The organism is Providencia sp. PROV252, assembly GCF_033676005.1.
Lineage (GTDB): Bacteria > Pseudomonadota > Gammaproteobacteria > Enterobacterales > Enterobacteriaceae > Providencia > Providencia vermicola.
Genome location: NZ_CP096294.1, coordinates 2051034 through 2074916, shown reverse-complemented (window position 1 = coordinate 2074916; position 23883 = coordinate 2051034). Strand labels below are relative to the sequence as shown.

The 23883-nt window shown below is 39.1% G+C and carries 18 protein-coding genes; 8 read left to right on the top strand and 10 right to left on the bottom strand.

Features of this window, described 5'->3' with window-relative positions:
• Positions 1–10: 10 nt before the first annotated feature.
• Entirely contained in the window at positions 11–634 is a 624-nt protein-coding gene (locus M1F05_RS09530; protein ID WP_206084231.1) for a TetR/AcrR family transcriptional regulator, read from the bottom strand.
• 168 nt (positions 635–802) lie between these two features.
• Between M1F05_RS09530 and M1F05_RS09525 the strand changes: the two genes are divergently transcribed.
• Positions 803–2002, top strand: a complete 1200-nt coding sequence (locus M1F05_RS09525) for an MFS transporter (protein WP_206084230.1) — start codon at positions 803–805, stop codon at positions 2000–2002.
• Positions 2003–2065: 63 nt separating this feature from the next.
• On the opposite strand, the gene pntB is transcribed toward M1F05_RS09525, so the two are convergent.
• Together pntB and pntA are read right to left on the bottom strand one after the other, a co-directional pair.
• Positions 2066–3454: a Re/Si-specific NAD(P)(+) transhydrogenase subunit beta gene (pntB, locus tag M1F05_RS09520; RefSeq protein WP_206084432.1), complete on the bottom strand. Its 1389-nt coding sequence runs from the start codon at positions 3452–3454 to the stop codon at positions 2066–2068.
• Between the two features lie 13 nt (positions 3455–3467).
• Complete coding sequence (gene pntA / locus M1F05_RS09515; protein ID WP_206084229.1) at positions 3468–4997, bottom strand: Re/Si-specific NAD(P)(+) transhydrogenase subunit alpha; 1530 nt, start codon at positions 4995–4997, stop codon at positions 3468–3470.
• 384 nt (positions 4998–5381) lie between these two features.
• On the opposite strand from pntA, the gene ydgH reads away from it, so the two are divergent.
• Together ydgH and M1F05_RS09505 are read left to right on the top strand one after the other, a co-directional pair.
• Positions 5382–6332 (top strand): DUF1471 family protein YdgH, encoded by a 951-nt coding sequence (gene ydgH, locus M1F05_RS09510; RefSeq protein ID WP_206084228.1) that lies wholly within the window; start codon positions 5382–5384, stop codon positions 6330–6332.
• Between the two features lie 310 nt (positions 6333–6642).
• Positions 6643–8034 (top strand): amino acid permease, encoded by a 1392-nt coding sequence (locus M1F05_RS09505; protein WP_206084227.1) that lies wholly within the window; start codon positions 6643–6645, stop codon positions 8032–8034.
• Positions 8035–8314: 280 nt separating this feature from the next.
• Here the strand turns inward: M1F05_RS09505 and hrpA are convergent, their stop codons facing one another.
• Positions 8315–12199: an ATP-dependent RNA helicase HrpA gene (hrpA, locus tag M1F05_RS09500; RefSeq protein ID WP_206084424.1), complete on the bottom strand. Its 3885-nt coding sequence runs from the start codon at positions 12197–12199 to the stop codon at positions 8315–8317.
• Between the two features lie 229 nt (positions 12200–12428).
• Here hrpA and M1F05_RS09495 point away from each other — a divergent pair, with 229 nt between their 5' ends.
• Positions 12429–13028: an FMN-dependent NADH-azoreductase gene (locus M1F05_RS09495; protein WP_206084226.1), complete on the top strand. Its 600-nt coding sequence runs from the start codon at positions 12429–12431 to the stop codon at positions 13026–13028.
• Positions 13029–13092: 64 nt separating this feature from the next.
• Here M1F05_RS09495 and M1F05_RS09490 read toward each other — a convergent pair whose 3' ends face one another.
• Genes M1F05_RS09490 through M1F05_RS09480 form a run of 3 tightly spaced genes read right to left on the bottom strand, consistent with a single transcriptional unit; the run spans position 13093 to position 16242 of the window.
• Positions 13093–13422 (bottom strand): YdbL family protein, encoded by a 330-nt coding sequence (locus M1F05_RS09490; protein ID WP_206084225.1) that lies wholly within the window; start codon positions 13420–13422, stop codon positions 13093–13095.
• Positions 13419–13592 carry a YnbE family lipoprotein gene (locus M1F05_RS09485; protein WP_206084422.1) on the bottom strand — a complete coding sequence of 58 codons (174 nt, stop codon included), beginning with the start codon at positions 13590–13592 and terminating at the stop codon, positions 13419–13421. The genes M1F05_RS09490 and M1F05_RS09485 overlap by 4 nt, the downstream gene beginning before the upstream one ends.
• 49 nt (positions 13593–13641) lie before the next feature.
• The gene (locus tag M1F05_RS09480; protein WP_206084224.1) at positions 13642–16242 is read right to left on the bottom strand and encodes a YdbH family protein; all 2601 of its coding nucleotides are present in this window, start codon (positions 16240–16242) and stop codon (positions 13642–13644) included.
• Between the two features lie 232 nt (positions 16243–16474).
• On the opposite strand from M1F05_RS09480, the gene M1F05_RS09475 reads away from it, so the two are divergent.
• Complete coding sequence (locus tag M1F05_RS09475) at positions 16475–17473, top strand: 2-hydroxyacid dehydrogenase (RefSeq protein ID WP_206084223.1); 999 nt, start codon at positions 16475–16477, stop codon at positions 17471–17473.
• A 15-nt stretch (positions 17474–17488) separates the two neighbouring features.
• Complete coding sequence (locus M1F05_RS09470; RefSeq protein WP_206084222.1) at positions 17489–17926, top strand: META domain-containing protein; 438 nt, start codon at positions 17489–17491, stop codon at positions 17924–17926.
• A 70-nt stretch (positions 17927–17996) separates the two neighbouring features.
• On the opposite strand, the gene grxB is transcribed toward M1F05_RS09470, so the two are convergent.
• The gene (gene grxB, locus M1F05_RS09465; protein WP_206084221.1) at positions 17997–18635 is read right to left on the bottom strand and encodes a glutaredoxin 2; all 639 of its coding nucleotides are present in this window, start codon (positions 18633–18635) and stop codon (positions 17997–17999) included.
• Between the two features lie 179 nt (positions 18636–18814).
• Between grxB and M1F05_RS09460 the strand changes: the two genes are divergently transcribed.
• Together M1F05_RS09460 and M1F05_RS09455 are read left to right on the top strand one after the other, a co-directional pair.
• Positions 18815–19414, top strand: coding sequence for a DJ-1/PfpI family protein (locus M1F05_RS09460; RefSeq protein WP_206084220.1), 600 nt, complete (start codon positions 18815–18817; stop codon positions 19412–19414).
• A gap of 497 nt (positions 19415–19911) precedes the next feature.
• A complete protein-coding gene (locus M1F05_RS09455; protein WP_206084219.1) occupies positions 19912–20223 on the top strand; it encodes a helix-turn-helix domain-containing protein in 312 nt (103 codons plus the stop codon).
• Between the two features lie 181 nt (positions 20224–20404).
• Here M1F05_RS09455 and M1F05_RS09450 read toward each other — a convergent pair whose 3' ends face one another.
• Together M1F05_RS09450 and M1F05_RS09445 are read right to left on the bottom strand one after the other, a co-directional pair.
• Positions 20405–21400, bottom strand: a complete 996-nt coding sequence (locus tag M1F05_RS09450) for a fimbrial protein (RefSeq protein ID WP_206084218.1) — start codon at positions 21398–21400, stop codon at positions 20405–20407.
• Complete coding sequence (locus tag M1F05_RS09445) at positions 21391–23877, bottom strand: fimbria/pilus outer membrane usher protein (protein ID WP_206084217.1); 2487 nt, start codon at positions 23875–23877, stop codon at positions 21391–21393. Before M1F05_RS09445 ends, M1F05_RS09450 begins: the two co-directional genes overlap by 10 nt.
• Positions 23878–23883 lie beyond the last annotated feature (6 nt).

Genomic DNA, 23883 nt, shown 5'->3' with positions numbered 1-23883 from the left:
AAGAGCATTATTATTGTTGCTGTAAATTTGTATTGAGTATTGGCCAGGCTTGCATCGCATTAAAAATAACTTGGTTTAATCTTTCAAGCTCGATGCCATCACAAGCTTGAATGGTAAAGCCATCAATCACCGTAATATAAAAATCTACAATGGCACTAATAGGGGCATCAGGCGCAACATCACCATCTTCAATGCCTTTTTTCATACGCTGCAACAAAATTTCTTGATAGCTTTTGCGCTTTTCTTGCACACTCAATTGCACATCTTCAATTTGCTTAGAACCATTCATGGTCGCAGTAATTAACATACAACCCGCGGGCTTACCTGGTTGAATAAGCTTCTTTGCGCTCTCATACATCAACAATTCAATCGCCACTTTCGCTGTTTTCGCTTGCTTCACGATAGACAAAATGGGACACGCTTCATTAGTTAAATAATATTCAATGCATTGATTAAACAATGATGCTTTATCACCAAAAGCACAATAAAGGCTGGGCGCAGTGATGCCTAGTGCTTGGGTTAAATCACTAATCGATGTCGCCACATAACCATTTTGCCAGAACAATAACATGGCTTTTTCTAATGCGTCTTGCTGGTCAAACCCTTTAGGTCGCCCACGTTTTATCTGATTCATATTCTCACTTCACCAGTCATCGATACAGTGTACCATAAACATTTTATAACGATCACTATAAAAACAATTGACAGCATCTAAATTAGCATAAAGAATAGCGCAATAATTCTATAGCGGTCACTATAAAATTATACATTTACACTTTATTCAATTTTCCATGGAAAGCACATGACAACAATTAATCTTTCTTCGCACAATGGTAACTGGCTTTCACTCTTATCTGCAACTTTTGCCTGCTTCATTATTGTGACTGGTGAATTTTTAGCCATTAGTGTGCTAAATGACATCGCTCACGATTTTCAAATTTCAACAGGAACAGCGGGCCTTACAGTCACCGTAACGTCAATTGCAGGGATGGTTTCCGCACTATTCGTCCCAATTTATGCAAAAAATATTGATAGACGCCAAGTATTACTCTTTTTAGTTGCACTGATGATATTCGCCAATGCAATTACTGCGTTTGCATCCAGTTTTGGGTTAGTTCTACTAGGCCGATTTGCACTAGGAATCGCATTAGGTGGTTTCTGGGGGGTTGCTGCTGGCCTTGTGATCCGTTTGGCTCCTAAAAATATGGCGATTACCACTTCTGTAACTATCTTCTTTTCTGCGGTGACATTAGTGACCGTCATTGGAGTTCCTTTAGGGGCGTTGTTATCTGACAACTACGGTTGGAGAATGCCATACATCGCGCTAGTTATTGCGGGTATTGCAGCGCTATTGATGCAATATTTTTCGTTACCTTCATTGAAGCCTTCTTCATCCATGCAGTGGAATGAATTATTACTCATGCCGTCACACCCTATTGCACGTAAAGGGTTGATCATATTCACGTTGATTTTCTTAGCGCATTTTTCGGCTTATAACTATTTTACCGTATTTTTCAAACAAACCGCGGGATTTGCTGAAGGGCAAATTTCTGCATTATTGCTATTTTTTGGCCTTGCTAGTGTCGTAGGCAACATTTTAGCGGGTTACGTGGGGAAATATAACGTTCGCTATAATTTTGCCATCAGCGCATTACTGTTAGCTTTAGCATTTTTAGCATTATCTGCCTTAGATTTTAATTGGGCAACGAGCGTAATATTCGTATTTTCATGGGGTGTAGCGGCGGGTATGGTTCCTGCCACGATTAATATGTGGATGCATGTCCATGTGCCTGAGCTAACAGAAAAAGGTTCCGCCTTAATTACTTTTATGTTTTTAATTTTAATTACGATCGGTAGTTTAGTTGGGGGCTATGTGATGGATCACTTCAATGGTGGCGTTCTCATGGCCAGTATGTTAACGATTGCGACGCTTGCTTTCTTATTGGTCTTTACCTTTGCACGCGGTTTAACCAATTGCGCTCGCTTTTGCACCAATAAATGATTAAAAAATGGGGTTACTGGCATAGGCCAATAACCCCACAATATTTATTTAATTATTCAGTGATTACAACGCACGTAAGATAGCATCAACGCTGTCTTTCGCATCACCAAACAACATTTGCGTATTTTCTTTAAAGAATAATGGATTCTGCACACCTGCATATCCCGTATTCATAGAACGTTTAAATACAATCACATTATTCGCTTTCCAAACTTCCAAAACTGGCATTCCAGCGATTGGACTATTTGGATCCTCTTGCGCCGCAGGGTTAACCGTATCATTCGCCCCAATAACTAATACCGTATCAGTGTCAGAGAAATCATCATTAATTTCATCCATTTCTAATACAATATCATAAGGGACTTTTGCTTCAGCCAATAACACGTTCATATGGCCTGGCAAACGCCCAGCAACTGGGTGAATACCAAAACGGACATTGATACCGCGTTCGCGCAGTTTGGTTGTAATATCTGCTACAGGATACTGTGCTTGAGCTACTGCCATACCGTAGCCTGGTGTGATGATCACTGAAGTTGAGTTTTTCAACATTTCAGCGACTTCTTCGGCGGTACTTTCACGGTACTCACCCATTTCTTCTTCAGTACCTGTTGAAGAGCCATCTGTACCAAAGCCCCCCGCTATCACACTGAAAAATGAACGGTTCATCGCCTTACACATAATGTAAGACAGGATAGCACCCGATGAGCCCACTAAAGCCCCTGTCACAATCAGCAAGTCATTACTTAACATGAAGCCTGCCGCTGCCGCTGCCCAACCTGAATAGGAGTTCAGCATTGAAACGACTACTGGCATGTCTGCACCACCAATAGAAGCCACTAAGTGCCAACCAAAGGCTAATGCAATCACCGTCATGATTAACATTAAGAACACTTGCAAGCCAACGCTTTGCGTCTTAACGAAAATCACTAATAAAATAAATGAAACCACCAGCGCAGCTAAGTTGAGTTTATGACGGTTTGGCAACATCATTGGTTTAGATGACATTTTGCCTGATAACTTACCGTAAGCCACCACTGAACCCGTAAAGGTCACCGCACCAATGAAGATACCGAGGAAAACTTCAGTTAAATGAATATTTTCCATCACAGCATCAGCATGGCCTTCACTTGCGATAAAGCTGTTAAAACCAACGAGCACTGCCGCTAAACCGACGAAGCTATGCAAAATAGCAACCAGCTCTGGCATTTCGGTCATTTCAACTTTTTTTGCTAAACGGATACCAATAACGGCCCCAATAACCATCGCAATGATCATCCAGCCTACATTGGCACTGTATGGCCCCAAAATGGTCGCGATAAGTGCAATCGCCATACCAATCACGCCATAAGTATTCCCTCGTTGAGAACTTTCATGGCGTGATAGCCCCGCTAGACTAAAAATAAATAGGATAGCAGCAACAATGTACGCCGCTGTCACAATTCCACTCGACAACATAAGTTACCCCTTACCCTTTACGAAACATTTTTAACATACGCTGAGTTACAGTGAACCCACCGAAAATATTGATACTTGCGATCAATATGGCAATAAAGGATAAGAAGCTTACCCAGCCGCCACTGCCAATTTGCAGTAACGCACCAACAACAATGATCCCTGAAATTGCATTGGTCACTGACATCAGTGGTGTATGCAACGCATGTGTCACGTTCCACACCACGTAATAACCTACGACACACGCAAGCGCGAATACGGTAAAGTGTGATAAAAATTCTTTTGGTGCAGAATTTGCAAACCAACCAAAAAGAATAATCGCTAACGCCATCAAACCATATTTCAGCGTTGGCGACATTTTCTTCTCAGGTGCTTTAACTTTCTCCACTGCTTTCGGTTTCGCCTGCGGCTGTGCAGATACCTGAATTGGTGGTGCAGGCCACGTAATTTCACCTTGTTTGATGACAGTCACACCGCGAATAACCAGATCGTCGAAATCAATATTAATTTCGCCGTCTTTCTCTTTACACAACAATTTCATCAGGTTAACAAGATTAGTACCGTATAACTGTGAAGATTGCGTTGGTAAGCGACTTGGTAAATCGGTATAGCCAATAATTTTGACGCCGTTGTCAGTAACAACCAGCTTATCCGCTTGTGTTAATTCACAGTTGCCACCAGTTTGAGCAGCTAAATCCACGATAACACTGCCTGGCTTCATCGACTCGACCATTTCTTTGGTGATCAATTTTGGTGCTGGTTTACCTGGAATCAATGCGGTGGTCACAATGATATCAACATCTTTTGCTTGAGCAGCAAACAGTTCCATCTCCGCCTTAATAAAGGCTTCAGACATGACTTTTGCATAACCGTCGCCGCTACCCGCTTCTTCCTTGAAATCGAGTTCAAGGAATTCAGCGCCCATGCTTTGAACTTGCTCTTTCACTTCTGGACGAGTGTCGAATGCACGCACTATTGCACCAAGACTACCCGCAGCACCAATGGCCGCAAGCCCTGCAACCCCTGCACCGATGATCATGACTTTCGCTGGCGGTACTTTACCTGCGGCAGTAATTTGCCCTGTAAAGAAACGACCAAATTCATGAGCCGCTTCCACAATGGCACGATACCCTGCGATATTAGCCATTGAACTTAATGCATCTAATGATTGGGCACGAGAAATACGAGGTACAGCATCCATTGCCATCACGTTGATATTACGTGCTTTTAAAGCATCCATTAGCTCAGCATTCTGTGCTGGCCAGATGAAACTCACCAGTGTCACCCCTTCTTTTAACAACGGGATTTCATCTTCAAATGGTGCGTTGACTTTAAAAACAATATCCGCGGCAAAAGCGGTGTCACGATCGACAATCTCAGCCCCAGCTTGCTCATAGGCGGTATCATCAAAACTTGCTAAATGACCAGCGTTGTGTTCTACACAAACAGAAAAACCCAACTTAAGAAGTTGAGTGACTGTTGACGGTGTAGCAGCAACACGCGCTTCATTGGCAAGTCGTTCACTTGGTATACCAATACGCATAATGTTCCCTTTTTAAAGCCTAATGTAATGTTGTTTATAGGTGTTTGCTAAAATAATGACCATTATCACAGAGAAAAGTCTTATTTTGTGCATAAACAGATTTTAAATGTCCTAATAACCTACTGAAAATATGCTTCTTGATCCATAATTGATCGCGATTCTTAGACAGTAAATGGAATTCACAGTGAAAATCTTAGTTTTAGGTCAATAAAATACTGGATACTTTAAAAAATCTGGTAAATTTGACTAGTCAATAATTATTTATTTCTTATAAAAAGAAAATCATGAGACAACAGGTTCAGTTACGTGTAATAATCACGTACATGTGATACAACTAAGATTCAGCACGTTTATAATAAATTGCGCAAGGCGGAAGGATTTTGTATGAAGCTGAAAACTACGGTCATCGCAGCCGCGGTGCTATCATTAACTAGTATAACTGCTACTCAGGCGGCTGTTGAGTTGACGCCAAAACAGGCTACTGAATTAAAACCTTATGAGCGTATAACAGTCACCGGGCGCTTTAATGCTATCTATGAAGCATCCGATGCCGTCTCCCGTAGGGCTGATAAAATGGGGGCGTATGCCTTTTACATTCAAAGCCTTGACGATATAGGTGATAGCGGCAACATGCGTGTTGTTGCTGATGTCTATGCCAAAGATGCACCAAGTGTCGATGAACCAAAACGCCGAGTATTCGGTGGTGTTGAAGAAATGTCGAAAACCGATGCAGCACAGTACGAACCATTCGATACTGTCACTGTAAGTGGTTTTTACCCTTCTCAACCCGATTTATATGAAGCCATCGCGAAACAAGCTCTCAAAAAGAATGCGGCTTCATTTTATGTCGTTCGTAATATCGCAATGAATGATGGTGGTAATACATTAGCAACAGCTTATATCTATAAGAAAGACGCGCCAAAACGCCAAGTTCTTAATGAGGAAGCTGTTGTTCCAGCCGATTCAGATGCAGGGCGAGCTCTGTTAGCTGAAGGTGGAGAAGCTGCGAAAAAAGTGCGTATCCCAGGGGTTGCTTCATCAGAAGAACCAACAACTGCTGTTGGTCGTTTCTTTGAAACATCAAGTAGCCAACCAGGGCGTACTAGCGTAACGTTACCAAGTGGTTATGTAATTGAAGAAGTTAATAAAACAGCTGCTGCGCAGATGGTTCCATTTGACTCAATTACATTCTCTGGTTACTACACCAATACTCCTGAAGTACGTTATCAAATTGCGAAACGTGCTGAAGCTAAAGGTGCTAAATATTTCCATATTACAAGAGAATGGCAATCTAATGGCGGAAGCGTAACCATTAGCGCCGACCTATTTAAATAATAAATAGTGTACTCTTCTAAAAACCAGCCTAAATCACTAGGCTGGTTTTTTTCGCCCATAATTACAGCTCAGCCCCTCTCTTTATCTCATTTCTTACCGTGCTTTTTCAGGATTAACGAAAAAGTGAATAAATCACCTGATAAAATGCATATTTTCCCATTGCATATCGGCCATTTCATTCGTAGAATCCACCACTCAAATTATGGCAGTCAATCTCTCTAGATTATTGTACGCTGTTAGTTAAACTCATTACTGTAATGGCGTTTTAACGTCATTTTAACTTTTGATTGTTGAACATTCAGGATTTACTTTGAAAAATACATTAAGCCTTACTGCATTAACCGCCCTTGTTCTTAGCTCAATGGTTGGTGCGGGTGTATTTAGTCTTCCTCAGAATATGGCTGAAGTGGCGAGCCCACTGGCATTAATCATTGGTTGGTCTATTACAGGCGTTGGTATCTTATTTCTCGCATTTGCCCTTTTATTACTATCGCGCATTCGTCCTGATCTTGATGGTGGCATTTTTACCTATGCAAAAGTCGGCTTTGGTGAACTTGTTGGGTTCTGTTCCGCGTGGGGATATTGGCTTTGTGCCGTTGTGGCCAATGTCTCTTACTTGGTTATCGTTTTTGCTGCGATCAGCTTTTTCACCGACACCCCTGATAACATCATTTTTGGTGATGGGAATACATGGCAGGCATTGATTGGTGAATCTATCTTGCTGTGGTTTGTTCATTATTTAGTCCTACGAGGCGTACAAACCGCTGCAGGTATTAATAAATTAGCCACCATGGCAAAACTCGTTCCCCTCGGGCTATTTATCGTTTTAGCATTTTTTGCGTTTAAACTCGACATTTTTAGTGCCGATTTTAGTGGGATTGAGCTAAAAATGCCTGTTTGGGAACAAGTTAAAGACACCATGTTAATTACCCTTTGGGTGTTTATTGGTATCGAAGGCGCTGTTGTGGTTTCCGCTCGAGCGAGAAACCGCCGTGATGTTGGTTTAGCAACGATATTCGCCGTTAGCTCTGCACTCATCATTTATATACTTGTTACATTATTATCACTCGGTATAATGCCTCGCGCTGAACTGGCAGAGATTAAAAACCCATCAATGGCCACTTTAATGGTTAATTTGATTGGTTCAAGTGGCGATATCATTATCGCTGCAGGTCTCATCATTTCAGTTTGTGGCGCTTACCTTAGCTGGACTATTATGGCTGCTGAGGTACCTTATATTGCAGCACAATATCAATCTTTCCCTAAAGTCTTCAATCGGCTAAATAAAAATGATGCCCCTTCTTCATCTTTATGGCTAACGAATGGCGCGGTACAGCTTTCTTTGGTCTTAATTTGGCTCAGTGGCAGTAATTACAATACATTACTGACAATTGCCTCAGAAATGATTTTAGTACCGTATTTTCTAGTCGGTGCATTCTTAATGAAAGTCGCATTTGAAAGGCACAGCAAAGCATTATTAATGGTTGGGTTCGTTGCAAGTGTTTACGGCCTATGGTTATTATATGCCTCTGGGTTAATCAATCTTATGCTATCCGTTGTGTTATATGCTCCAGGAATCTTGGTGTTTTTCTATGCACGTCAACAACAGTCTTGTAAGGCTCCATTAAAGGCCATTGAAACCACTATAGCGTTCGCTATCATGGGTGCATCCCTTCCTGCCCTTTATTACTTAGTGGCTTGATGGCTATCAAGGAGGGTCTCTGCCCTCCTTTCCTTCATTCAATACAACTCCCCGTATTATATCGAGTTTTCTATTCGCTCAGCCTATCCTTACTTTATTATGCACTGTTTCCTATTTTACGATTAGTGACCTAAAACTGTTGTACTTACGCAATTGTATATAAATTTTATCAAAAAATAGTATGTTGTAACTAAAATATCAGTAATATGCGATTAGACATAAAAAACCGCTTTAGACTATAAGCCCAAAGCGGTTTTATTCATCCAAGTTAAAAAATACGTTAGAGTTTTTGTGACAAACTTTCCATCGTTTGAATGATACGTTTGTCTGAAATTGGATATGGCGTTCCTAATTGTTGAGCAAATAGGCTTATACGTAATTCTTCAATCATCCAGCGAATTTCCTGCACCTCTGGTATATTTTTTTGAATAGGTGAAAGTTTCGTTAGCCATTGTTGCCACATATTTTGCACATGCTCAATTTTGCTCATTTGTGCGCGATCACGATTCGGGTCAATAGCCAGTTTTTCAAGGCGACGTTCAATGCCATTTAAATAACGTAGCACATCAGGTAAACGCTTCCAGCCATGTGCGGTCACAAACCCTTTAAAGACTAGGTTCCCCATTTGCGCTTTTAAATCAGAAAGTGCTAGTGCCATGGAAAAATCTACCCGCCCTTTCAAACGTTTATTAATGGCAAACACCGCGCTTAGAATTTGTTCAACTTGCTTCGCAATATTGACCACAACGTCATTGAGTTCTGCACGAGCAAACTCTTTAAGCTTCTCAAATTGCGCTTCATTCCATACAGCACCACCAAAGTTGGAGATCAGTTGATCAACCCCACAAGCAATACAATCGTCAATAAGGTCTAATACCTTACCATAAGGGTTAAAATACAAACCTAATTTAGATTTATTGGGTAATTTTTCATGGAGATATTTAATTGGAGAAGGAATATTAAGCAATAATAATCGACGAACACCACTCCACATGGCTTGTTGCTGCTCAAATTCCGTTTCAAACACCCGAATACCGACACTGTTTTTTTCATCAACCAACGCTGGGTAGGCTTTCACTGAATAACCGCCCCTCTTTTGCTCATAGCGTTGTGGTAGTTCGCCAAAACTCCAGATATGTAGTCCTGATTGCTCAATACCATCATCAACAACTTCAGAAAGCGTTTCTTGTACTTTTTCTTTTAAACTGCTTTTTAGAACATCAAGGTCTTGCCCCTCTGCGATGGTTTTATTTTTTTCACCAATCACGCGGTAAGTCATTTTTAAGTGCGCAGGAAGTTGGTCAAGCTGCCAAGCATCACGATCAACCGTAACGCCAGTCATCCGTCGTAGCTCTTTTTCTAGCTTATCTAATACATTTCCTTCTGGCTCTGCTACTCGCTCAAGAAACGCTGATGCATAATTAGGAGCAGGAACAAAATTTCGTCTGATAGGCTTAGGCAATGATTTGATTAATGCGACAATCAGTTCGTGACGCAATCCTGGCACCTGCCAGTCAAACCCACTATTTTGCACCTGATTTAAAATTGCTAACGGAATATATACCGTCACGCCATCCGCATCTGTTCCAGGTTCAAACTGATAACTTAAGCGGAATTTTAAATCACCTTGATGCCAATAATTGGGGTAATCAAGCGCGGAGACATTGCCTGCATCTTCCTTGATTAACATGCTCTTTTCAAAATTCAGCAAGTCAGCTTGCTGTTTTGACGCTGTTTTCCACCAATTATCAAAATGACGAGATGAAATCACATCGTTTGGAATACGTTGGTCATAAAAGGCAAATAGGGTTTCATCATCAACAAGGATGTCGCGGCGGCGAGATTTATGTTCTAAATCTTCAACTTCTGACAGCAATTTCAGGTTTTCTTTAAAGAACGCATGACGTGTTAACCAATCCCCTTCAACCAAGGCGTGACGGATAAACAATTCACGACAAAGCAGCGGGTCAATATTGCCATAATTCACTTGCCGTGATGCCACAATTGGCAAACCATATAATGTCACTTTTTCAGATGCCATCACTGCGCCTTCTGATTTTGACCAATGTGGTTCACTATAGTTATGCTTAGTCAGGTGCGCCGCTAGAGGCTCAACCCACTCAACATCAATAGCGGCGGCAATACGCCCCCATAATTTTGATGTTTCAACCAACTCTGCAACCATGGCCCACTTAGGCGGTTTTTTGAACAAACCAGAGCCTGGGAAAATAGTAAAGCGCGCATTCCTTGCTCCAGTAAACTCATGTTTATCTGCATCTTTTTGCCCAATATGAGAAAGCAGGCCCGATAATAATGAAACATGGATCCCTCGAAAATCCGCTTCAACACTATTAATTGCAAAGCCTTGCTCTTTCACTACTTGACGTAACTGGGTATAAAGATCTTGCCATTCACGAATGCGTAAATAATTTAGAAAATCTTGGCGGCACATTTTGCGAAATTGCGCATTCGAAAGCTGGGTTTGTTGCTCTTTGAGGTAATCCCAAAGGTTTAAAAACGCCATAAAATCCGATTGCTTATCATGGAAGCGACGGTGTTTTTCATCAGAAGCTTGCTGCTTATCTAATGGGCGTTCTCTTGGGTCTTGAATCGATAGCGCCGATACAATAACCATCGTCTCACGTACTGCACCGTGTTTTCGCGCCTCAATCACCATCCGCGCCAATCGAGGATCAACGGGCAATTGCGCGAGTTGTCGGCCTATATCCGTAAGTTGATAGCCTTTATCCACTTGTTTATGCGGTTTAATACCACCGAGCTCTTCGAGTAACTTCACACCATCTTGAATATTGCGCTTATCTGGTGCTTCAACAAATGGAAATGCAGCAATATCCCCTAGCCCAATAGAGGTCATTTGCAAAATAACGGAAGCTAAATTAGTTCTTAGAATTTCAGGATCGGTAAATTCAGGGCGAGAAAGAAAGTCTTCCTCTGAATATAATCGAATACAAATACCATCGGAAACCCGTCCACAACGCCCTTTACGCTGGTTGGCTGATGCTTGTGAAATGGCTTCAACGGGTAAGCGTTGGACTTTAGTTCGATAGCTATAACGGCTAATTCGAGCATAACCCGTATCAATAACATACTTGATACCTGGAACTGTGAGTGATGTTTCCGCAACGTTAGTCGCTAAAATTATGCGTCTGCCACCATGAGGATGAAAAATTCGGTTCTGCTCGCTATTAGATAACCTTGCAAATAAAGGTAAAATTTCCGTATGACGCAATGACAATTTGGATAGTGCATCTGCGGTATCACGAATTTCCCGCTCCCCACTCATAAAAATTAAAATGTCGCCATTACCTTCAACAGATAATTCATTTACTGCATCAATGATCCCATCAATCTGGTCACGTTCGTTATCGTTATCATCCCCAATTATAGGGCGATAACGCACCTCAACCGGATAAGTACGCCCTGAAACCTCGACAATTGGAGCATGGTTAAAGTGTTTAGAAAAACGTTCAGGATCAATGGTTGCGGAAGTAATGATAACTTTTAAATCAGGCCGCTTTGGTAATAATTGGCGTAAATAGCCTAGAATAAAATCAATATTTAAACTTCTTTCATGGGCCTCATCAATGATGATGGTATCGTATTGCAGGAGCAATTTATCATTTTGTAATTCCGCCAGCAAAATACCGTCTGTCATTAATTTGACCTGAGTTGTTTCACTCACTTGGTCACTAAAACGTACCTTATAACCCACATTAGTACCAAGCTCGCACTCTAATTCATGAGCAAGACGGGTCGCAACCGAACGGGCCGCCAACCGTCTTGGTTGAGTATGACCAATAAAACCTTGGAGACCGCGGCCAAGCTCGAGGCAAATTTTCGGGATCTGTGTTGTTTTCCCTGATCCTGTTTCACCTGCAATAATCACCACTTGGTGCTTCTTAATTGCATCCAAGATAACGTCTTTCTTTTGACTAACAGGAAGATTATCTGGATAGACAATTTTAGGTGGGTTCAGTTTTTTTATCGCAACTTTTTGTTTTGCTAATTCAATATCTGCTTTAATCACATCGAGTACCGCATTACGTGATTTTTCATCACGGATTTTTGCAATACCTTGAATTCTTTTTTTCAGTAACCACTGATCACGCAGTGAAGTTTGTCCTATTTCAGCATTTAATGCCATCAGTATGGATTTCACGCTTTAAACCCTTATTTTTAATCAAGTACAATGCACGACGGCCTTTTACTTCGTCGTATAGCAGCAATATTTCGTTTTATTTTTTAGTTCTTGTTATTACATAAATAATACCATCAGTTTTTTTGAAGAAGGCAGTCTAATTTTCTTTCTATCAATCAGTTAGCTATCACGTATGATTATACGTAAAGCAACATCAATAAATTTAAGGACCATAATGAGTAACGTATTACTATTAAAATCAAGTATTCTGGCAGACAATTCTCAAAGCAATAAAATAGCCGATTACTTTATTCAACAATGGCAAGAAAAGAACCCTGAGGACACTGTGACTGTTCGAGATCTCGTCAATGAGCCAATCCCTGCCATTGATGGTGAAATTTTAGCAGCTTTTGGCCCTAGTGACACGAAAACAGAGCAACAACAAGCACATTTAGACCTGTCTAATTCCTTAATTGAAGAAATAAAAGCACATGATGTCATTGTTATTGCTGCGCCAATGTATAATTTTACGATCCCCTCACACTTAAAGCATTACTTTGATTTTATTGCGAGATCAGGCCATACATTTAAATATACCGAACAAGGCTCTGTCGGTTTACTGGAAAATAAACGGGCATTTGTCTTAACCAGCCGTGGTGGAATATATAAAGATACCCCAGCAGATACCATGGTGCCTTATATGACTTTATTTTTAAATTTTCTGGGTATTAAAGATATTGAATTTGTTTTTGCCGAAGGCACAGCTTTAGGTAATGGTTCAGTCGAAAAAGCCCACCAGCAAGCTCAACAACACATTAATGGCCTTATTGTCTAAATCAATCATCAAAACAACCTAAACTACCTTTGTTATACTTTGCGCACTTTCTGAGTGCGCATTTTTATTTTTTCTTTAGCCATTGACCATTAATACCTCGCACATATTCCCCAGCGTTCGCCCTTTCGACTAGTTTTTGCCCTGCTATTCGAGCGACTTCATTGGTTTTAAGGTTATTTTTGGACGCAATTTCGCTGTACTTTTTTTCCCGTTCACGATTAATTTGTTCTGCTAATTTAACGGCTTCAACATTCTCAGTTTTTACTACCGCTAAGTAGCCTGATAGCGTTTCACCCAAAACCCCTTTTTCTTTTGCTTCATCCACCGTAAGTGAAAATGCTGAAAATACACTTAATAGTGAACACAGAGTTAATACTTTTATTATTCGGCTCATTTATCGCTGACCTCCCCGAATAAGTCGCTGTTTTCTTTGAGTAACTCTTCAACTTGTCTGTCAGCTTTTATCTGTATTTCGTGCTCTATTTTCACATTCATATTAATATTAATTGGCTTATCTGGTGTCGCGACTTCTACTCGCAAACATGCCACTAAGAAAAAAGCCATAATAATCACTGTACTTACTTTTAATGTACTCACGTTATTCCTTAAACCTTCATAGGTTCTTTTCAAGCCATTCTTCTAAAGAGCTACCAAATCGTAAACTACGCCACAGCTGAAAAATATTTTCTTCATGTTGGTAGTTTAAATGCACCTCCCGTTTTTTCTTTTCTTGAGCGTTAAAGCCTTCAAGGATTGTTTTCATCGTTAGCTGCCCTAGATTAGTGATATTCACATCGGTACGGCTACGTTTTATTTCTAAATACTGTAACCAGCCAATGGCAGACCCCGCAGAAATATTATCTTTTTGAATAGATTCTACAAATTGTGTATCTAACCGTAAGGTTAAAGGACCATTGTTTTCTACCCATCCTTGCTTGACTATCCACTCAGGATTATTCAAATAAAAAGGAAGTTCACCATTTACTTTGCCTGAAACGGCAAATTGAGATACTTTTAGTATGGTAAATAATTGACTCAGTTCAATTTGATGTAATCGTATCGTCGATGCATCCGTTTGCGGCCAACGTAATAAGTCCATAGAGACATCACCGCCCAACATTTTAAACCCAACATTTGTGAGTTTCAGTGGTGCTGAATCTGTTGGCGGATAAGTTCCAACTAAGTCGGCTTTAATATCCGTCAGTTCAAAAAGGTTGTTGAGCTTTTTAATTCGCAATTCTACGGGAGATTTTTCCCCAAAAGTCCATGTGCTTTGCTTTAAACGCCATGGTAATACAAAATTTAAGCCAGATAACTCACCATCTTTTAACCAAAGACTTGTATTTTCCACACGCCAATGTCCACCAGCAATAAACCCATCCTCTGGGGTAATTGAAAATGCCGCTTGTGAGAATAACTTACCTTGCTTAAGTTCGAGTCCAAGATCGGCAGGTATTAATGTTTGAAATGCGGTGACAGACTGTTCTGGCCAGCGTGCCTCCCCTCTTAAACGCTCACCATCCCAACGCCCAAAAATAACAATGGGCCCCACATCTTGCGTGCTTAAATCACCTTTTAATTGAAATTCAGCAGGTGACTTTCCTTTAATATCCGCGTTTACTGTTATTTTTGGTAAATAACTTTCGACACCAAACTGCATTCGATTACTGGTTAATTGTAATGCACCATTAAAGCTAGCTTTTGTCCCATCTCTTTGCCACTGCAATGGCTTTGTGAGTTTTAAGCGTGGGGCACTCATCGATAACAAACCATATTTAATTTGATCGAAGCCTGTTGTCAGATTATTTAAGGTAATTAATGAGTCTTGCCAACTACCATTGCCCTTAATATCCCAACGTGCTGCTAATGAAGGTAATTTGGCATTTCCCCAGTAATTCCAAAACCATTTACCATTATCAAGGGTAAATTTATTGGCTTTACCATCAAGGTGAATATCAAAGTCCCCCCAATATTGCTCTTGCACTTTTAATATTGCCTGTAGCCTTCCCGATATTCCTTCTTCGCTTAAAGATGTTCCAGCCAAAGGTAAACGGATCTCTTTTAACATGATCGTTGGCGATGCTCGCCCATAAGCTCTTAATAATGAGCCTGATAGTAAAGAGATTTTAGGTGAGGTTAATTGTCCTGAAATTTTCGCAGGCAGATTAATATCAAGAACCATATCATCATATTTAACTTGCCCATTTAGCTTAAAATCAACATCCGTATTTAATAAATCAAGATGCGTTTCTGGTAGCGTTAATACAATATTCCCCTTACCTTTCTTCGCCTGCGTCAACATATTCAAGCGACCAGAAAAAATCATATCGCCTAATGGTTTTTCCCAATTTTCAATTTGAAAGCTGACACCACCTTCTATGGGTATCCCTGCCTCTTCCCATTGCCATTTTCCTTGTGAAACGGTAACTATTGATGGTGATAATGCCCATGGAAGATTCAGTACCGTTTTTTGCATATCCGTGTCAGTGACAATTAACACTCCATTTTCATCTAGCCATGCTAATTTTGCTTGTAAATGTTTTTCAGGGCTTAATAATTTAAAATTGGCCTCCAACATTCCTTTTTGTGGAAGTTGGCTTGCAATGAGTGGTAATTGAACATCACCTGTTAATGTTATTGTTTGCTGTTGTTCTGGTAAAAATGCCGAGAACTCACTGATCACCAACTGTTTATCTTTAGTAATCAGCGAGGATAATCTTAAATTATCTCCTCTAAAATCAAACTGCAAAGGGATGTTTTTATCTGAACGGCGTAACCAAATACTCCCCTGGTAGTCATCCCATGGTTGGATATTGATATTATTTATGACCATAGAAAAAAGAGGAATTTTGTCAATCAGCTCAGCAATATTTAGCGGTTCTCCAGATGCCATTTCATCCGATTCAAGTGCGCTAATACACTCTGTAGAAACGTTAACATTATCTATATTTAAATGAAGTGGGAAAAAAGAAAGACGAGCATTTTGCAAATCAACAAGTTTGCAATTCTTTGCTGTTAAACTGAGCTCAGCGATCTGTAATTGCCCCTGAGCCATTCTTGGATCTAAAAATGATAATTGAAGTGGCTTTGGTAAGTAATAAGAAGCAACAACAGGAAGCCAGCGTGCGACTGTTATCCATAATATAGCTAAGAGAACAGCACTCCCTCCGAAAAACCAGAGTAAAATTTTGCCAGCTCTTTTAAATACCTGCATCAACTTCGTCCTTGTGAGATTAGCTCAGTACCATGATTGTTGAATTTTAATTCAATCTTTACATTAACTCGTTGTCTAAAAAGCATAAACCATATTCATATGTAAACAGATACCTATTTTCTTAATTTCTAGGTGATTTACAAACTTAATTGTCTTATTCTGAGTTTATCTTTTGTAGGTACACTATTTTATCTACTATTTTTATTGGTTCCTAAAAATTGGAGTCTCTTCGATGAAAATTGTTTCTTATAGTACCAAACAGTATGATCGCAAGCACATGGAGCAAGTTAATCAAGGCTCAGAATTTAATTTTAGTATTGAATACTTTGATTTTCCATTAACTGTTCAAACCGCCAAAAATGCTGTGGGGGCTGACGCAGTGTGTATTTTTGTTAATGATGAAGCCAATCGTGCTGTTTTAGAAGAGCTTGCAGCTTTAAATATTCACATTTTAGCTTTACGCTGCGCTGGGTTTAATAATGTTGATCTTGAAGCTGCAAAAGAGCTTGGAATTCACGTTGTTCGTGTTCCAGCTTATTCGCCAGAAGCGGTTGCTGAACATGCGGTTGGAATGATGCTGTGCCTAAACCGCCGGATCCACCGTGCTTACCAACGAACCCGTGATGCGAACTTTTCGCTTGAGGGTTTAACTGGCTTTAACATGCATAATCGTACCGCAGGGATCATCGGAACGGGCAAAATTGGGCAAGCGACTTTACGTATTTTAAAAGGTTTTGGCATGCGCTTACTTGCACACGATCCCTACCCTAACCAAGCAGTTTTAGACTTAGGTGCAGAGTATGTTGATTTAGATACTTTATATAAACAATCAGACGTTATCTCTCTTCATTGCCCTTTAACACCTGAAAACCATCATTTACTCGATGAAAGCGCTTTCAGTAAGATGAAAAAAGGGGTCATGATCATCAACACAAGTCGAGGAGCCTTAGTCGACTCTGTCGCCGCAATTAATGCATTGAAATCACAAAAAATCGGTTCACTTGGCATGGATGTCTATGAAAATGAACGTGATTTGTTTTTTGAAGATAAATCTAATGATGTGATTCAAGATGACGTTTTCCGCCGCCTTTCATCTTGTCACAATGTATTATTTACAGGCCATCAAGCATTTTTAACTGAAGAGGCTTTAACCAGTATTAGTCAAACAACTCTTAGCAATATTGATCAGGTTAGCCATGGCAAAGCCTGCCCGAATATTGTTAATGCTTAATTGGACGTTGGATTGATGAAACGTTTAATTCCACTGACCTTATTGGGTTTATTATTAGCGGCTTGCCAAACACATCAAGTCGATGCGAAGAACGACGATAAATCGATTCGAGATGCTTTAGTTCACCATCGCTATGTTTTAACTGAAGTTGACGGTAAACCCATTAAAGCAAAACAAACTGTTCCTTACATCGCTTTTGGAGAAAAGATGTTTGTTTCTGCCTCAATGTGTAATGACTTTAATGGATTAGGCTATATTAATAACGCTAATATCACCGTTAAAAACCTGACCAAGACGGAACTTGAATGTGTTGATGAAGATTTGTCTAAATGGGATACCATGTTAAAACGCATGCTTATAGAAGGTGCGACTATTAATTTAAAAAATAATCAACTCGTCTTAATTCAAGGACATTACAAATTAGTGTATTCCTTGCGTGATTACGTCAATTAGTCTCATATTCTAAATACAAAACCGTACTCATTAATGTGATTTCAAATGGGTACGGCTTTTATAGACAAAACTACTTAGCCTTATCGAACAACAAGTCCACTTTCGTGATATGTGACATTTTATCCATATAATTACGGATATTGCTACTGAAAGCTAAGCCAGCAACAATACTTAGGCTACGTAACGTAGGAAAGATATAAAAATCGTTTATATCAATAGTCTCGCCGCGGTTTTCTAGCCAGACATCTAATAATGACATTTGAGGTGCGAGTTCGACGAGTAAAGTATGTGTTTCTTTTCGAAATTCAGCCAAGTCACCATAGGATTTTGACGTTCTCTCTTTATATGCAGCTCTAGCTTCATTTGTGCTTATTTCTGGGAAATCCGTTTCGACAAAACGGGGAGTCACTAATTTAGAGACGACACCAGATACGGCTTTAGACCAAGTTTCAATTTGTGGTGATAAAACCCCCGTAGCGTATTTTTTTTCACTTAGCTGGTCAATATAATGCACAATGTCTAGGCTTTCTGGTAAATAGCTCCCGTCATCTTTTTCTAAGATCGGTAGCATTTTTTTACCGATCATTCGGATGGGTGTCTCATGATCGTTATCCAACAGAACGATTTGCTCTACTGCAATATTTTTTAAGCCCAAAATCATTCTTGCTCTAACGCAAAATGGGCAGTGGTCATAGATATACAGTTTCATTTTTCACCTCACGGATAGTGATAAGCGCCAGTAGAACCTTAGTAATAGTATATGTTAATGCACATATTTTGGGATTAATTTTTGTTTTTAGACACTTTAGTGTTTGGTGCACAAAATCCCAATCTAAAAAATAGCATTATGGCAGAATACCTATTTTGAAAATAAGAAATCAATCCCCTATGCCTATAAACAATATTGCTATTATCCTGTTTGATCGATTTGAAACCCTTGATGTGATGGGGCCTGTTGAAGTATTTGGTCGGCTCGACCATTGCCAAATTGATTTTATTTCACCAACAGGAATGCCAATGACAAGCTCTCAAGGTGTAACTGTTAATACGCACATGATTTCAACTCCATCCTATCGGCACATATTGATCCCTGGAGGGCAAGGCTCCCGCCCTCTTTCTATGGATGAAGATTATATCCAGTGGGTAAAAACACAGTTTGAATTTGCAGATACTGCCATTTCGGTTTGTACAGGTTCTGCCATACTGGCAAAAACCTCACTGTTAAATGGAGTAAAAGCAACAACGAACAAACTTGCTTATGAATGGGTAACCAGTCTAAATCATCTTGTTAAATGGCAACCGCTTGCACGTTGGGTTCATGATGGTAAGTTTTATACATCTTCTGGTATCAGTGCAGGTATTGATATGTCTCTACAAATCGTCAGTGATTTTTATGGTGTTGAAATAGCTAAAAGCATTGCATTAAGAATGGAATATATATGGAATCAAGATCCGAGTAACGACCCTTTTGCAAAAAACATCATATAAGATGTTTTTTAGTTTTTATACTCTACCTTATCGAACATTTATTACATTATGTTATTTATCAATGAGTATAATCAATATTTAATTATCTAGATTAGATATTAAGGATCAGAATATTAACAATGAATTATCCATACATTAACTCATTTAAAAAATTGAATACTTAATTTTAATAAAACCTTAATACATTGATTTTAATCAATGATTTAAAATTCACGCTGAATTAGATTGTTGAAATAATATTATAATGATAACTTGATAACACCAGTGCCATTAATTTTATTGGTTATATTAACAATTAAAAGTGAACTTTTTCTTTTAATATCGTAAATATCCCACACTAAAAACAATGACTTTAATTATTTTATTATAAACAGAGATTTTTATCATAATTATGAGCATTAAAACTTTCAAATCGCTTTAATTTTTAATATACTATTCCCGTAATAGTTGACTAAAAATATCAAATAATAACCCTTCACAAAAATCGAGGATGTCATATGGACATTCATAGTATTATCGGTATAAAAATAAAAAACCGGAGAAAAGAACTTGGTCTTTCTGGCGCTGATTTAGCTAATAAATTAAATTTAAGTCAGCAACAAATATCTCGATATGAGAATGGTATAAATAAAATACCTATTAACCATTTAGTTGATATCGCTGAAGTTTTGGATTGCCCAATCGAATGGTTTTTTCATGGTTATACAACTAGTTCAAAATCAAATAAAAACAAGCTATCTAATGAAACTAGCCAAGAATTAAAATATACAGCAGAAAGTGTCATTGCTCCAATCAAAAACCGTCCCTAAAAATTTTTATTAAGATGGTCATTAATTATAAAAATAACATGGATGCATCAGCACCATGTTATTTTTATAGTTTGAGTTAAATAAAATGCCAGTCGTTATAATAACAACTGGCATTTTATAATAATTTAAACTCAATACATATTAATTAGTTTCTTGAATATTCCTCAAAAAAACTATTCAATTAATCATAAGTGATATTAAATACCATTTTTGAATTTACTTCACCAGCTGAAGTTGAACTGCCATATTGGTAATATCGAGCCTTGTAATTTAAATCAAGATACTTTGTTTGTCGATCTGCTAAGACTCCAACTCTATACTTGTCATTAAATATAAGTGGTTTATTTGTATTACGTTCTAAAACCTGTACCCCGACGCCAGCAGCTCCATTTGATGACTTAATTTGATTAATCAAAACACCTTGTCGGTTATTCATCTTGTCTGGTACATCACCATTAAAAGTCATATTCACATTTGCAAAGCCAGAATAGCTAACACCACCACTACAGATCAATCTAATATCAAAGTTTTTCTCACCTGCAGTTGTACCTACACCATTGAGCTGAGAACGTTTAATTGGATCCAAATAAACATTTTTTTCATTCCCCCCCTCTACTTGGCAAGAAGGAGAAACTATTGTAATTGCTTCAGCATCTAACTTCGTTACTAAAAATGGATTGTTATTTGGAATATACCCATAAGATGTATAGTAACCACTCGCAATAACACCAGATCCTGTAACAGGAGCCGTTTTCACTAAAGTTAAAATAAACTTCGACCCAGCTAAGTAGTAGTTACTTGATGTTGGTGCATAAAATGTATCTGGGTATGTCATCCTTATCGCACCTTCACGGTGAAATTTCATACCAATTCCAGGAACATTTGTCTGATAAATTTTATTCCCTACAGGAACAAGACTCGACATAGTAACTAATGCTGAGATCGGTGTATTTCGAGTACAGTATGCATAAATAGCACTTGAGTTTTCTCTCATATCCCACGTTTGTTCAGCGATTGTATCCCCAACATTTAAATTAGGATCTACCACGACCCGTCCCATCTGCATATTAAGTTCATATGTACGAGTCGAAGTACGATTACAATATGCAGAAGCATAAGTTGCAGTAAGAAGCAATCCAATTCCGATATACAAACGATATTGTTTCGTTATTGACATAAACTTTCCTTGCTGTTTCCAGCTTCTAAAGAGAACGAGCACTGGCCATTGTCCCATTTAATAAATGCTTCTTTCGCGGTTTCACTGCTAATAAACACAGTTCCGCCTTGCCCAACAATACCGATTGACTCACCATTTTTATCAGTCACATTCGCGCCGAACGGTAATGATTTATTGCCAGGTCTTATGACATTAAATGCAATATTTTTTTCTACTTTAGTACCAAACTTAATTTTAACTACGCTGCCTTCATAAGGCACAACTTGGCTTGTTGTATTTTCGAAAACAATATCTTCTGGGCTGCCCTTAGGGTCGATTTCTACATTGTTAATACGATAAGCTCTTACATAAGGTGCGATAGCGTAACCATTACTATCTACACGAGTTCCTGGCGCCCCCATAATGGATGCACCTTCAGCACCTTTTGCTTCAATTAACGCTAATGTTGTTGAACTATTAGGCGTCAATGTCACTCCCCCCGAGTGCACAACCATAGAACCATTAGCACCCAATCCAAATTGGCGGTATCCCTGGCCTTGGCTATAGTTAGCGTTGGTATTTACGAGTGAGGTACGGTATCCCGTATTCAAACCAATATTTTTCTCACCACCATTTGCAACCGAAGTGTTTATACCATAAGTCCAGTTATTCTCTTTATCGAATGCACCACTCGCACCAATTTGAGTTGAACCAAATTTTTCGTTATTGAATACTGTATTTGACGTCAATGTTGCACTCTGGCTTTCGCCAAAATACAGGGGATAACTCAGATTTAAACTTATACGGTCGTCTTTTTTATTATTATTAGTATTATCTGCATATACTCTCATCAGCGCGATACCATATGAGAGACGGTTATAATTATTGTTATAACTCAGTTGATATTGCTCTTCAGTTCCTGATTTATCCCAATAATTAGAGATACGGCCAGTAAAATAAATCCCACCGTACCCTTCTGGTAAGTTTTGGTTTATTGTATAGCTAAAGCCATTCTTTTCGCGGCCTAGCGTATTTTCTACGCCACGCTTATCATTATCTATTGCATACAATGCATTATTAATATTGTAATAATCTTTTGTTGAATATCGATAAGCAGCTAATACTAGGTTAGTATCTGTCTGTGTGAATAAACGACTAAATGTTAAACGATAACTTTGCCCATTCTCGGTTCTATATTTAAATGCAGTTCTTGATTGTGTTAAGTCAACTGCAACTGCACCAAATCCAGTATTGATACCTGTACCAACTAAATAAGCCTGGTAGTCATCAAATGCTGTCACACCGCCATAAAGTGTAAATGTATTATTCAAACCATGCTGAATAGTTCCCTGCATAATAAAGGGACGATTCCTTAATCCATCAGCATCTGCTTTACCACTAGCAACTTGATATCGAGTGAAACCTGGGCGTAATAATTGCGCTAACGATGAATATGGCACACTGAAAGTCGTTTCATTACCATCAGCTTCTTTTACTGTTACAACCAAATCATTCCCATAACCTGATGGATAAACATCCGTTAAGCTAAAAGGACCTGGAGAGACGGTTGTTTGGTAAATAATAGAGCCATTTTGCCTGACAGTGACCAAAGCATTACTTTGTGCTATACCTCTAATTTCAGGCGCATATGTTGACATCCCATCAGGGTACATGTTGTCATCTGTCGCCAGCTTTGCGCCACGTAAGCTGATACTATCGAATAGATCGCCATCTGTATAAAATTGCCCAGCAGTCGCTTTTGATTTTAATCCTGCAATAGGTTTTTGTAAGTAAGTTTGATTGCTATTCCAATTCGTACCATCATGGCGCTGCCAGTTAAGGTTGCCAATATGCTTGAACAACCAACCATCAAAGCTTAACCCAGCATTTAATCCAAGGTAAGCGCTGGCGTTATCAGTTCCTTGAGAACCACTAGTATGATTATCATAATAGTTAGCCATATAGCTTACATTCAATGCAGGGATCCCTGTTTCCCAAAACTGAGGAGAAACATATCCACGGGAAATTCGCTGCTCATAAATTTGTGGAACAGAAATATCTAAACGTAGTGTCGATGCGTGGAAAATATCCACAACATCTTTTTCATTATTCCAATCTTTTAATGGTAAGCAACTGTCACTATCTTGGTTAAGTGTTGGGTTCAATTTTTCAGTATTAATACCAAAGTCAGAAAGCATTGCTGGCGTGTAGCACACCGCTAATCGACCATCTTTCTGCTCTTCAAAATTGAGATCATAGCGCCCCTTCCAGTTGTTATTTGTGTAAACATCAACTGAATATTTTCCAGGGCTAATTCCTGAAGAATTGAATCGCGCCAGATCAACGTCTTCTTTACTACCTATAATAAAACCACTATTAAACTCATAGGTTGTATCTTCTTCACTCCATGCATAAAATGTAGGTACCATACATGCAGTGACAAAGCAGGTCACAGAGAGCGTATTGCTATATTTATTTATTAACTCTCGCTGTTTCATCATATA